This window comes from bacterium, from assembly GCA_024742285.1.
In the GTDB taxonomy this organism is placed as follows: Bacteria; Myxococcota_A; UBA9160; order UBA9160; family UBA4427; genus UBA4427.
The window spans coordinates 261,168-274,429 of sequence record JANSYR010000005.1 but is presented as its reverse complement, the minus strand read 5'-3'; the positions used below and the strand labels follow the sequence as shown (position 1 = coordinate 274,429).

At 68.4% G+C, this 13,262-nt stretch carries 9 protein-coding genes; 4 read left to right on the top strand and 5 right to left on the bottom strand.

Going from position 1 to position 13,262, the window contains the following annotated elements:
* Window positions 1-468 precede the first annotated feature (468 nt).
* Window positions 469-1,305 (bottom strand): MaoC/PaaZ C-terminal domain-containing protein, encoded by an 837-nt coding sequence (locus NXI30_12130; protein MCR9094959.1) that lies wholly within the window; start codon window positions 1,303-1,305, stop codon window positions 469-471.
* Between the two features lie 222 nt (window positions 1,306-1,527).
* On the opposite strand from NXI30_12130, the gene NXI30_12125 reads away from it, so the two are divergent.
* Window positions 1,528-4,887, top strand: a complete 3,360-nt coding sequence (locus NXI30_12125) for an autotransporter outer membrane beta-barrel domain-containing protein (protein ID MCR9094958.1) — start codon at window positions 1,528-1,530, stop codon at window positions 4,885-4,887.
* 66 nt (window positions 4,888-4,953) lie between these two features.
* Window positions 4,954-5,973 (top strand): sterol desaturase family protein, encoded by a 1,020-nt coding sequence (locus NXI30_12120; GenBank protein MCR9094957.1) that lies wholly within the window; start codon window positions 4,954-4,956, stop codon window positions 5,971-5,973.
* A gap of 14 nt (window positions 5,974-5,987) precedes the next feature.
* Here NXI30_12120 and NXI30_12115 read toward each other — a convergent pair whose 3' ends face one another.
* Together NXI30_12115 and NXI30_12110 are read right to left on the bottom strand one after the other, a co-directional pair.
* A complete protein-coding gene (locus tag NXI30_12115) occupies window positions 5,988-6,794 on the bottom strand; it encodes an LLM class flavin-dependent oxidoreductase (GenBank protein MCR9094956.1) in 807 nt (268 codons plus the stop codon).
* Between the two features lie 19 nt (window positions 6,795-6,813).
* Window positions 6,814-7,689: an SDR family NAD(P)-dependent oxidoreductase gene (locus tag NXI30_12110; protein MCR9094955.1), complete on the bottom strand. Its 876-nt coding sequence runs from the start codon at window positions 7,687-7,689 to the stop codon at window positions 6,814-6,816.
* A gap of 96 nt (window positions 7,690-7,785) precedes the next feature.
* Here NXI30_12110 and NXI30_12105 point away from each other — a divergent pair, with 96 nt between their 5' ends.
* Window positions 7,786-10,179, top strand: a complete 2,394-nt coding sequence (locus tag NXI30_12105; GenBank protein ID MCR9094954.1) for a CoA transferase — start codon at window positions 7,786-7,788, stop codon at window positions 10,177-10,179.
* Between the two features lie 10 nt (window positions 10,180-10,189).
* Here the strand turns inward: NXI30_12105 and NXI30_12100 are convergent, their stop codons facing one another.
* Window positions 10,190-11,068, bottom strand: coding sequence for a DUF72 domain-containing protein (locus tag NXI30_12100; protein MCR9094953.1), 879 nt, complete (start codon window positions 11,066-11,068; stop codon window positions 10,190-10,192).
* Window positions 11,069-11,294: 226 nt separating this feature from the next.
* Here NXI30_12100 and NXI30_12095 point away from each other — a divergent pair, with 226 nt between their 5' ends.
* Entirely contained in the window at window positions 11,295-11,894 is a 600-nt protein-coding gene (locus tag NXI30_12095; protein MCR9094952.1) for a hypothetical protein, read from the top strand.
* A 107-nt stretch (window positions 11,895-12,001) separates the two neighbouring features.
* Here the strand turns inward: NXI30_12095 and NXI30_12090 are convergent, their stop codons facing one another.
* The gene (locus tag NXI30_12090) at window positions 12,002-13,207 is read right to left on the bottom strand and encodes a CoA transferase (GenBank protein MCR9094951.1); all 1,206 of its coding nucleotides are present in this window, start codon (window positions 13,205-13,207) and stop codon (window positions 12,002-12,004) included.
* Window positions 13,208-13,262 lie beyond the last annotated feature (55 nt).

The window sequence follows — 13,262 nt, the reverse complement described above, 5'->3', positions numbered from 1 at the left end:
CTCCTGGTTCCGGGCCTGGAACGACGAAACCCCCGCGCACATGCGCAGGGGTTTCACTCGTGATCGGGGCTCGGGGTCTCGGGTCGCCGCGCGACCTGACACATCCTCTCGGATGTGGTCATCGCCCGGAACGAACGCGCCGCGTGCGCGCGCCTCGATCGGTTTCGGCGATGATCGACCATTCCGCGATCCTCCCACGGGCCGCGCCAAGGGCGCTCGCCGTGCCTCCCCTCTCCTCATCGGCAGGACCGCCGGACGACTCGAGGGCCCTCCCTGTGTACCCCCCTGAGCACTATTGCGTCAACCCCACACAATTCGTCGCGAAGGCGGCCCAAACGAGAACGCCCCCACCGAGACGAGCTCGACGGGGGCGATTCAATGGAGCGCTTCGAGGACGCGTGAGTCCCCCACCCGATCGGGCGCCGCGGTCGAACCGGCTGCCCCGGGCCCGGAACTCCGCCCCTCCCTCTAGGAGAAGGAACACTCTCCCTGGTCGAGGACCACGTCGCCGTTCTGGTTCTTCGTCTGGAAGAGCGCCTGCTTCCCGTCGACCCACATGGAGATCGTCAGCTCGTCGCCGGGCAGGACCGGCTTGCTGAAGCGGCCGTCCATGCTCTTGAAGCGGGACGGGTCGCTGTCGCAGAGGGTGTGGAGGAGCGCGCGACCGGTGAAGCCGTAGGTGCAGAGACCATGGAGGATCGGCCGTTCGAAGCCGCCCATCGCCGCGAAGGACGGGTCCGAGTGGAGTGGGTTGCGGTCGCCGGAGAGGCGGTAGGTGAGCGCCTGGTCCTCGCGGGTCTTGTACGTCACCTGGTGGTCCGCGGCGCGGTCCGGGAGCTCGAAGGTCGGCGTCGGGCCACGGTCGCCGCCGAAGTCGCCTGCGCCGCGGCAGAACATCGACATCTTGACCTTGAAGAGCGGCTTGCCCGTCGACACGAGCGTCGACGTGGACTCGAACTCCGCCACGGCCGCCTTGCCCTTGTCCCAGATGCCGGTCACTTCGCCGACGCTCTCGATCTCGCCCTCCGGCGGGATCTCGTCGTAGAGCTCGATGCCTTCGTAGCCGTGGACCATGAGCGCGGGGTTGAACTCACCGATCTTGCCGATCGGGATCCCACCGCCACCGAGGATCACCGCCTGGGTCGGGAGGACGCGCTGCGGCGTGTCCTTCGTGTTCTCGGTCGTGAACTGGAGCTCGTCGAGACCCGCGCCGACGCCGACGGCGTAGAGAAGGGAGTCCTTGGAGGTCCAGCTGCGGCGCTGGGGGTCGCCCTTGGCGCCGACGGCACTCGGGTCGAGAGTCATGGTCGTTTCCTTTCCGATGGACTGCGTACGCGAGCAGGAGGCCTGCGCACGGGATGCGAACGGGTCTCCCCTCGGCTGCGCACCTCTTCGTGTCTTGCGTGAAGAGCGTGCCGGGGGTCGTCACCGCGCACCTGCGGGCGGCCACTAGAGGTACTATACGCCTCCTTCTTTGTCGATTGCCGCGCACATCGCGGAGTCGTGCCGTCCGAGCCCAGGAACCCCATGACGCAGAAGCCCCCCCTCGACCGCGACGGCGCGTGCCGCGAGCCCGCATCGCCGGAGCGGCCTCCGTCCTCCGGCCGCGCTTCGGCGGTCACGAGACCGCTCCTTCTGGGGCTGGCCCTCGCGAGCGCGTTCTGGCTTCTCGCCCCACGCGCGGAGGCCGCCTGCGATCCCGACACCCCGCCCCTCGCCGACGGGGGGAGCGTCACGTGCACCGGCACGGACGAGACGGGCTTCGACGCTTCGGGCAACACGGACGTGACGATCACGACGAGCGGCACCGTCGTGATCGACGACAGCGGCGCGGAAGACGCCGGCATCGTTGTCGGGGACGGCAACACGATCGTCCTCGGCGCGGACTCGACGCTCGACGTCGTGGACGTCGACGGCGTCGGCCTGCTGGGCCAGGACGACAACATCGTGACGCTCGACGGCACGATCAACGTAGGTGTCGTGAACGGCGCCGGCGTCCGGATGCGCGACAACACCGAGACCGACGGACCTCCCGCACCGGTGCTCGGCGAGATCACCCACAATGGCATGATCAACGTCGGGCAGGACGGAGCGGTCGGAATCGACGTCCGCAACAACTACGAAGTGATCAACAGCGAAGGGGCGACGATCACCGTAGAGACGGGCGCGGACGGCGGCGTCGGCATCCGCGGCGTGGACGACAACGTCATCACCAACCTGGGAACGATCGTGGTCGATGCCGACGATGCCTTCGCGATCCAGGTCAACGAGAATACAGGGGGCGCGCTGCCGAACGGCGTGATCGGCGGCGATCCGAGTCTCGGCGTGAATGGGACGATCACCATCAACGGCGATCGCGCCACCGCGATCGCCGTGGGCGACAACACGGGCACGATTCTCGGGAACACCCAGCTGAACGGAATCGACGGCCGCGGCCTCCTCGCCGGCGACAAGTCCGATCCCGACGCCGAGGCGAACCACACCAACGTTGGCGACCTCGAGGTCACCGGCGACGGCTCGATCGGCATGGAGCTCGGCGACGGTTGGATCACGGTCACACGGGATGGGACCACCAATGAGATCACGAACATCGCCAACGACGTCGTCAATCGCGGGAGCATCGACGTCTCCGGCGCGAACGCGTTCGGCGTCTGCGTCGGCGACGATGCGAACGTCGACAACGACAGCTTCGTCATCAACGAAAGCGGCGCGACGATCTCGGTGACGGGAACCGACTCGGTCGGCGTCTCGCTCGGCGGAAACGAAATCCTCGACGGGGCAGACGACACCGTCGCGGACTACTTCAGCTTCGGCAACGCCGGAACCGTGAGCGGAGACGAGGACGCAGGCCCCCTGGTCGAGTTCCGCAGCTTCTCCGGCACGTTCGAGAACCGCATTTTCAACACGTCGCGCGGCGTGATCTCGGCGGACCCGACGAACGCGGGCACGGCGAACCGCGGGATCGCCATCCTGGGGACCGCTGGCGTCGAGGTCATCGACAACGCCGGCGAGATCATCGGCGACGTCTTCCTGCTCGGGGGCGAAGACTTCATCGACCTCACGGGCGACATGACGGGCACGATCGACCTCGGCGCGGACGACGACACCTTCCGCTTCGCGACGAGTGCGAGCATCGGCGACGGCGTCACGATCGACGGCGGCGACGGGGCCGACGACACCTTCGTTCTCGCGTTCGACGACGGCTCGACTCCCGGAGCCCTGAGCAATACCTTCGACCTGTCGAGGCTCGCGAATTTCGAACGCGTCCAGCTCGAAGGCAGCGCCCTGGTCATGGGCGAGAACACGTCCATCGGTTGGTTCGTCACCGAAGGCGGCGCGTTCACGGGCGATCTCGAGGTGCTTTCCGGCTCCCGCCTGCTCGCCATCGGCGAATCCCAGCCGGCGGTGCTCGGAGGAGACCTGCTCATCGAACCCGGCGGTGCGGTGAGAGTCCTCGTCGACGGCGTCGCGGTCCCGATTCGAGCCGACGGGGCGGCCACGCTCGGCGGCGACCTCGAAGTCGTCGTCGCGTCGGGCCTCGACGAAGGCACCTACGGCGTCGTCGAGGCGGCCTCCGCCGCCGGTGCGTTCGACTCGATCGAGCTCCCGGACCCGGTCGGCCTCATCGCCTACTCGACCGTCGACACGCCGACGGGCCTCGACCTCGTCATCACCCGGGTCGGCACGTTCGGCGATCCCCTCGTCGCATTCGGCGCCAACAATCAGGCGATCGGCGCCTACCTCGATGCGATCGATGGGGATGCGGGCACCTCCAGCGAGCTGCAGACGGAGCTGAACCTCATCGCGGGCTCGAACGGCAGCGTGAGCCGGATCCTCGGTGCCCTCTCCCCGGAGAGCTACGACGCCCAGTCCGCCCTCGTGATCGAAGGCGGGCGGCGCGTCGCGCGGCTGCTCATGGAGCGTCCGCGCGAATGCAACCCGGGCGAGCTCGACCCGTGGCAAGGGACGGATACGCCGCTCGAGTGTCACGCACACGCCTGGGCGCCGTGGGTCTCCGGAATCGGTGCCCAGCGAACGCGCGAGGCGTTCTCCGGACGACCGGAGTACGACGCGTTCCTCGGAGGCGTCGTCTTCGGCGTGGACGCTCCCTCGATGGCTGGATTCGACTTCACGCTCGCGGTCTCGACCCAACACGGAACCGTCGACTACGAACGATTCGGAGAGGCCGACCTGACGCTCGCAGAGGTCTCGGGCTACGCGGGCTGGAGTCACGGGCCGCTTCGCGTGCAGACCGTCGCGACCTGGGCGCACACCCGACACGACTCGACGCGATCGATCACGTATTCCGAGGGCACGGGGACGGGCTCCGTCTCGCAGGCGCTGAACGCCGAGGACGAATTCGACAGCAGTCGGCTCCTGCTCGCGGCAGAGGTCGGCCTCCTCTTCGACGTCGGCCCGATCACGGTCGAACCGATCGCCGCGGTCGACTGGGCGCGGGTCGAGACGGACGGGCTCACCGAGTCGGGCGCAGCGCCCTTCAATGCGCGAATCCGAAGCCGCGACGACGACGTGCTGACGACGCGGACCGGGCTCCGGCTGGGAACGGCCTACGAGTACCGCCGCTACCTCCATCGCTATCTCGAATGGGCGACCGGCGTCTGGCGCCCGACCCTCGATCTGCGCTGGCGCCAGACGCACTCCGGGAATCAGCGTGATGTCCGAGCCTCCCTGGTCGGAGGGCCGTCCGGCGTCGCGCCCTTCACGGTCGAAGCCAAGGAGGACGCGGGTGGCTTCGAGATCGGCACCGGCGTCAGCTTCTCGCCGAAGTACGTGAACCGCCTCCAGTTCCAGCTCCGCTACGACGTCTATCGAGCGAGCCATACCGTCGACCACGATCTGTCGGCGCGGATCCGGATCGGTTTCTGACCCGGGCGTGCCACCCACGACGGACCTAGACTCGATCCGGCTTCACCCCACCGCCGGAGAGCGAACATGTCGACGCACGTCGCGGACCAGACGACCACCAGCGAGGGCACGCGACCGGGCGTGATGGGCGCGCTCGAATGGATCCTGGCGCGGGCGCTCTTTCCGCTCTTCCTGGGTGGCGTGACCGCCTGGGCGATCCATCAGATCGAGTCCGGCGTCGCACCGACGGTCGCGATCGGACCGCCTACGATCGGCGCCTACTTCGTGATCATGGGTCTCGAGCGGCTCTTCTTCTGGCAGGAGCGATGGCTCCACTCCGACGGGGATCTCCGCGTCGATCTCGGCCATCTGATCGTCTCTGGCCTCCTTACGACCCGGCTCCTCGAGATTCCCGTCCGGATCGCAGCGATCGCCGCGGGCGTCTGGCTCTCCGAACGGATCGGCTTCACGCTCTGGCCGACCGAATGGAACCTCTGGGGCCAGCTCGCCCTCGCCCTCGTCTTCGGCGAGTTCTTCATGTACTGGGTCCACCGCCTGACCCACGAGGTCGACTGGCTCTGGCGTTTCCACGCGCTCCACCACAGCGCGCCGCGGCTCTACTTCCTGAACGCCGTACGGTTCCACCCCGTCGACATCGCGCTCTCGAACTTCGCGCCGATGATCCCGCTGCTCATGGTCGGCGCGGACGGCCGGGTGATCGCGCTCTTCGGGCTGGTGTCCGCCGTCCACGGCCTCTTCCAGCACGCGAACCTCGTACTCCGGCTCGGCATGCTGAACTGGATCTTCAGCATGGCCGAGCTCCATCGCTGGCATCATTCGCGCGACCTCGAGGAGTCGAACACGAACTTCGGCCAGAACCTGATCGTCTGGGACATCGTCTTCGGCACGCGCTTCCTCCCGAAGGACCGCGAGCCTCCGGAGGACATCGGGATCGCCGGCCTCCCGGCCTACCCGATGGACTACTGGGGCCAGCTGGTGTCGCCCTTCCGGTGGCGCCGGATCCGAGAAGAGAGCGAGGCGATGGGCGGCGGGCCGACGCTCCTCTCGGAGCGCCCGGCCGACGAGAGCCGGTCCGCAGGAAGATAGGCACGTCGTCGCGTTCAGTGGACGTCGGCGGCGCCGTCGGTGAAGGCGCGAATCCGCTGGCGCGCCTCTTCGGTTCCCCCTTCGAGGGGGCCCGCACGCAGGATCGCGTGGTCGACCTGGAGCTCGGCCCAGCGCCCGAGCCGTTCCGCCGCGTCGTCACCGGGCTCGACGTCTCCGAGGACGCCGAACGCGTGCACCGAGACGAGATCCTCGGGATTCGCTTCGGCCCGTCCTTCCGCGTAGGCGTCGCGATGGATCTCGACCGCCTCGTCGTTCGCCCCGGACACGTCGAGGTACGCGAGCCCTCCGCGTCCGGCTGCGCGCGCGTGATCGTCGGACCAGCCCACGAGCCAGAGCGGCGGGTGGGGCTTCTGCTGCGGTTTCGGCACGACGTCGATCGGACGGACCTCGAAGCGCTCGGAGCCCCAAGAGAAGGTCGGTGCATCCCACATGTCGACGAGCATCCGGTAGCCCTCGTCCCACTCGCCCTCGAGCGGGCCCTCCGGGAGCAGCGCGACCTCGAGTCGTCCTCGACTTGCCAGATCGAGGGTCGCGCCCTGCTCCGCCACCCGCATCGGCGGCCGCTCCGGAGGCAGCATCCCGCTGAGCCCCCAACCGAGACGCAGGCGAGACGTGCGCTCCGCCAGGCCCGCCAGCCAGATCTCCGGCGCCGTCCCGCGGAACGAACCGTCGTCTCCGCTCGTCGGAAAACACCAGACGGTGTCGACGCCCAGCTCTTCCGCCAGGGCGACCTCCTCGGCGAGAACCTCGAAGTCCGTGCCGTCGGAGCCGCCGACCTGATAGAGAAGGGAACGCTTCACGTGGAGAGGGCGTCGCCGATCAGTTCGCGCCAGAGAGCGCGCCCGTCGTCGGATTCCGTCGCTCCTTGATGTCCTCGAGACGGATCCGACAGGCCCGGTCCCAGCTGCCGCCCTCTTCGGCGAGCAGGTAGAACGTGTCGCTCTTGATGCCTTCGAAGACCCGTTCCGCCATCGCGGACGGGTCGAGGCCCGTGTCGATGCTCGCCTTGATCGCCGCTTCGACCATCTCCTGCTCCGGCGAGCCGTCGTCGTCGCCGCGCTTGAGATGGGCGGGCCGGTTCCGCTCGGATCGGCCGATCCCCGTCCGGATGAGCTCGGGGCAGAGCGCCGAGACGCCGACGGGCGTCTCCAGGGTCTGCAGCTCGTGGTAGAGCGTCTCGGTCAAGGAGAGGGCCGCGTGTTTGCTGACGTTGTAGACGCCCGAGAGCGGCATGTTGATCAGCCCGGCCATCGAGCAGGTGTTCACGACGTGCGCCGGCTCGTTCTGCTCGAGCATGACCGGAACGAAGGCACGGATCCCGTAGAGCACACCCATCACGTTCACGCCGAGGACCCACTCCCAGTCGGTTCCGATCGCGTCCCAGGTCCGACCGCCCGCGAACACGCCGGCGTTGTTGCAGAGGACGTGGACCTTGCCGAAGCGGTCGAGGGTCGCCTCGGCGAGGGCCGAGACCTGATCGGTCTGAGAGACGTCGGTTCGGACCGTGAGGACCTCGACGCCCCCGTCCCCGAAGCGGCGCTCGATGTCGCGCCCCGCTTCGCGGAGGGCATCGTTCTCCACGTCCGCGAGGACGACGTTCATTCCCGCCTGCGCGAAGCGCACACAGAGCGCCTTGCCAATCCCACTCGCCGCCCCGGTCACCACCGCGACCTTTCCTTCGAACTCCGTCAGCACTTCCCGTCTCCTCGTTTCCTGAGCGAGGCGTGATGTTAGATTCTCACTCGATCCCGCGACAGGCGGGTCGGAAACCGCGAGCGTCCGAAAACGATCATGAGCGACGACGACATCCGGCCCCTCGGCGGGCTGCGGATCCTGGATCTCACGACCGGCATCGCGGGACCGTACGCGACGAAGCTCTTCGTCGATGCGGGCGCGGACGTGGTCAAGGTCGAGCCTCCGACCGGGGATCCGATGCGCAACTGGAGCGCCTCCTTCCAGGACCTCCCGGAGGGTGCGTCTTCGCCCCTCTTCCAGTATCTGAACGCGGGCAAGCGGAGCATCGCCCTCGATCCGCGCGACGCCTGGGACCGCAACCGGATCGCCGGCCTCGCCGCCCGGGTCGACCTCGTCTTCGAGGACTGGGGCGCCGAGGGCCTCGAGCACCGCGAGCTCGATCCCGAGGATTGGCTCGATGCCCACCCGCACCTGTCGGTCGTCCGGATCTCGCCCTGGGGCCAGGAAGGTCCCTGGGCGAAGCGCCCGGCGAACGAGTTCACGCTCCAGGCCGCGACCGGCTCCGTCGACTACCGCGGCCTGCCCGATCGTGGACCGGTCGCCGCCGGAGGCAGGATCGGCGAGTGGCTGGGCGGCAGCTTCGCGGCCATCTCGGGTCTCGCCGCGTGGCGGTCGTCGCGCCAGACGGGCGAAGGGCAGATCGCGGACCTGTCGCTCTTCGAAGTGATGATCCAGGGGCTCACGATCTTCGGGGACCTCAGCAGCCAGTTCATTCCCGGCGACCTGGCCCGCTCGATCGAGATCCCGTCGATCGAGCCGACCGCCGACGGTCATATCGGGATCTGCACGATCACCGGCCAGCAGTGGAAGGACTTCTGTTCGATGATCGGTCGTCAGGACATCGGCGACGACGAGCGATACCTGGACGCGCGCGGTCGGATGGAGGATCGCGCGTTCGTTCACGGCGCGATCCACGACGCGCTCCGGACGAAGACCACCGACGAGTGGATCGAGCTCTGCGAGCTGCTTCGGATCCCGGCCACCCCGATCGGAAACGGCGGCACCCTCCCGGAGATCGATCACATGCGTCGGCGCGGCGTCTTCGTGCGCGCGCCAGGCGGCTTCCTGCAGCCCCGCGCGCCCTGGCGGCTCGAGTCCTGCGAGCCCGCGCCGCTGCGCCCTGCGCCCGCCCTCGACGCGGATCGCCGGGACGTCCTCGCGCTCTTCGACAAGACGCCCGAGCCCGAACCGCTGCGCATGGGACACGCCGACCTTCCATTCACCGGCCTGCGCGTCGTCGACCTGACCGCCTTCTGGGCGGGCCCCTACACGACTTCGATCCTCTCGGACCTGGGCGCCGACGTCGTGAAGATCGAATCCATCCAGCGGCCGGACGGGATGCGATTCGCGACCGCCGTCCGGAACGACACGCTCTGGGAGTGGTCCCAGGTCTTCCACGGTGTGAACCCGGGCAAGCGGGACGTGACCCTGCGCCTCGACCACGACGACGGGCTCGTCCTGCTGAAGCGGCTGATCTCCGAGGCGGACGTGGTGATCGAGAACTTCTCGGCGCGGGTGATGCCGGGCTTCGGGATCGATGCGGACACGGTTCGCGCGCTCAACACCCGCGCGATCTTCGTGCGGATGCCCGCCTTCGGGCTGGACGGTCCCTGGAAGGACCGGGCGGGCTTCGCGATGACCGTCGAGCAGGTCTCGGGCCTCGCCTGGGTGACGGGGTACGAAGACCTTCCCCTGGTGATGCGCGGCGTCTGTGATCCGCTGGGCAGCGCCCACGCGGTCTTCGCCCTGACCCTGGCGCTCGAGGAGCGCAAGCGAACCGGGCGCGGTCAGGTCGTCGAGGTCGCCCTCGTCGAGCCCGCCCTCGCGGTCGCAGCGGAACAGGTGATCGAAGCCTCCGCCCACCGTCACGTGCTCGGCCGGAACGGCAACACGATGCCCCACGCTGCACCTCAGGGCGTGTTCGAGACCCGGGAGAAGGATGAGCGCATCGCCATCTCCGTCACGACCGACGAGGAGTGGAAGGGACTCTGCGTCGCACTCGGGGCCGAGGACTGGCGCCACACCGAGGTGCTCGCGACCCACGCGGGGCGCTTCGCCGCGCACGACACCCTCGTGGCCCGCCTGTCCGCCTGGGCCCGCACGCGAAGCCTGGACGAGTGTCTCTCGGCGCTGCACGCGCAAGGCGTCCCCGCGGCCGCGGCGATCAACTGCCACCGTCTCCATCCCAACGAGCAGCTCGCTGCGCGACGCTTCTTCCAGAAGATGGAGCATCCGGTCACCGGCGCGACCCGCTATCCGTCCTTCCCCGCCGCGTTCTCGCTCTTCGACCGGGAGCTCCACTGCGGACCGCCCCCTACCCTCGGACAACACAACCGCGAAGTGCTCCAGGGCGAACTCGGCCTGCCGGACGACGAGATCGAACGACTCGAAGCAGCGGGCGTGATCGGCACGCGCCCGAGCTTCATGTAACGGCCCCGCATCAGATCAGCGAGAGCTGGCCGCTCGCGGACTCGCCCTCTTCGCCGGGCCAGGCGGGGAGCGTTCCGACCGACTCGATCGCGTCGACCCGCGAGAGCAGGTCCCGCGCGAAGGCCGGCGACTCGCGATTGCTCGGTGAGTGCACGAAGACCAGGGGCTCGATTCCGTCCTTGATCCAGTGGGCGAGGACCTTCGCCCAACGGTCGAGCCAGACCGCGTTCACGGTCGGGTCGGGATGGAAGACGATCCGCACGATCGGATCCGCGGAGAGCGCGACCTCACGAACCGGCAGGTTCGGCTTCTTGTGGAGAGCGGCCAGGATGTCCGGGTGATCGCCCGGTCCATCGCGCAGGGGCCGCGTGTCCATGATCACGCGACCCACATCGGCGGACTCGAGCAGGTCGTCGACGAGATCCGCCGGCATGCCGTCGGCTGCGAGCTCGGGATCCCGAAGCTCGACGGCGTAGCGAAACTCCCGGGGCAGGGTCTCGAGGAAGGCCTCGAGGCGCGGGATCTCCCGCGCGCCGAAGTTCGGAGGCAGCTGGATCATGATCGGGCCGAGTCGATCGAGAAGCGGAAGCAGGCGCTCCAGGAACCCTTCGGTCTCGCGTACGACGTCTTGCAGCATCGCGTCGTGGGTGATCGTCTTCGGCAGCTTGAAACAGAATCGGAAGTCCTCACCGGTCTCGCGTTTCCACTTCTCGACCGTCGCGGGCGAAGGCGCGGCGTAGAAGGTCGTATTGCCCTCGACGGCGTCGAAGACGCGCGCGTACTGGGCCAGGAAGTCCGCCGCGCGACTGTCCTTCGCGTACAGACCGCCTCGCCAGTCCTCGAAGCCCCAGAAGGGCATGCCGAGATGGATCCTCGAGTAACCGCGCACGGAACCTCTCCACGAGCGGCGGAAGGGCGCGTGTCCGCCTGCCCAGGAGTGTTTCATCCTTTGGCCTGGATTTCATCAGACCCGGTGCCCCTCCCACTCCGGCGGCCGTCGCGCGATTTCTTGCGAAGCGACGGGGGATCGCGGACTCTTTCGAGATCCCCCCGCAGTATGAATCCCCGCGCCCCGATCGAGGAACCCACGCTCCTCGACGAGTCAGGAGTACGCCATGCTGCGCGTCACGCGAAGCGCACTGATCCTTCTTCTCGCCCTCGCCGGCCTGCTCGGCCCGGCCGTCGCGGCCGCCCAGGACTGGGGCTCGGACGAGGAGGACTGGCAGCCGAACGAGAACCAGCTCGGGGGTCGGACGACGGCCGGGCCGCCCACGACGCCGTGGTCGCTCCGCGCGGGCACCGGATTCACCGTCGACCCCGACAACCTCCTGTTGAACTTCGAGCTGCCCTACCGCTTCGATCAGTACGTGGCCGCGGGTCCGATGATGCAGGTCGGCCTCGGGGACGACCGCTATCTCGTCTTCGGGACCGCCAACCTGACCATCACCGGCGCCAATCTCTTCGAAGGCGAGATGGCACGCTTCGAGCCGAACCTCTTCGCGGGAATCGGCTTCGCCGTGATCGACAACAAGGAGCGTGGCGGCGCCAACCGCGACTCCGGCTTCCTCGTGAACGCCGGCGTCGGACTCGACTACATCCTGAGCGACCGTCTCACGGTCGGCTCCAGGATGATCTTCAACTTCCTGCCCGGCGGAACGCTGGACGAGACCTTCGTCTACAGCTGGGAGATCGCCGGCGTCCGGCTCAACTTCTGACCACCCGCTCGCCGACGACACCTCGGACGTCGATCAGCGACTGCACCTCGGACGTCGCTCCGCGACTGCACCTCGGACGTCGCTCCGCGACGACGCCTCGGACGTCGCTAAGCGACGACGCCTCGTTCCCGAAGCGCCGCGATCTCGGTTCCGGTCCGCCCGATTTCCTGCAGCACCTGCTCGGTGTGCTCGCCGTGAGCCGGTGCCATCGCGCGCGGCGCCCACGGCGTACCGTGGAAGTCCACCGGAGACGCGGGCAGCGTCGTCGTCGTCGGCCCGTCCGGGACCTCGCAGAAGCCACCCGCGGCGGCGACCTGCGGATCCGCGATCACGTCGTCGATCGACTGGACGGGCGCCCACCAGAGATCCTCTTCCGCATCGAAGATCGCGCCCCACTCCGCGCGGGTCTTCGTCGCGAAGATCTCGTCGAGCATCGCGATCAGCTCGGCGGCGTTCTCGGCGCGCGAGCGTGGATCGGCGAAGCGCGGATCCTCGATCCACTCGGGATGTCCTGCGGCGCGGGCGAGGGGCGGCCAATGGCGCTCTCCCTCGAGGCCGACGATCCAGAAGTAGTTGCCCTCCGAGTCGGCGTAGTTGTTGATCGCGGGATTCCCTGCGGTCTTGCGATTGCCCGCCTGGATCGAGAGGCCGTAGCGAAGCGCGACCGAGAGATCGAAGGACAGGGTATAGAGGCCTTCGCGCAGGAGCGACGTCGACACGATCTGGCCCTTTCCCGTCTTCTCCCGATTGAAGAGCGCGGCGCAGATCCCGCCTGCGGCCGCGAGGCCGGCGTTGTGGTCGCCCATGCCACCGCGCTGATGGGGCGGATGGCTGCCCGGTGCGGTCAGCGAATGCGCGATGCCGGAGCGCGCCCAGAACGCGGCGATATCGTAGGCGGCGCGATCCGCTTCGGGTCCCTCCGTGCCGTAGCCGGTGATCAGCCCGTAGATCAGCCGCGGGAAGCGTGCGCAGAGCTCTTCAGCGGAGAGACCGAGCCGCGCGAGGCCGGCGGGCCGGACGTTCGTCACGAACGCGTCCGCGCCCCGAATCAGATCGAGGGCGATCTCGAGGCCTTCCGGCTTGCGCAGGTCGGCGACGATCGAGCGCTTGCTTCGGTTGTCGTTCTCGAAGACGGGATTGAAGGGGAGATCGCCGCCCAACATGTACTGGAACATCCGTGCCGGATCCCCGAGTCCCGGCGGCTCGATCTTCACGACGTCCGCGCCCCAGTCCGAGAGGATGCCCCCCGCCGCCGGCCCGGCGACCCAGACACCCATCTCCACGACCTTGATCCCGTCGAGCGGTCCGCCCATCTCTTCTCCTCGACGCCCTTGCGTCTTCGTCTGCTTCGATCTCTTCGCCCCCGCG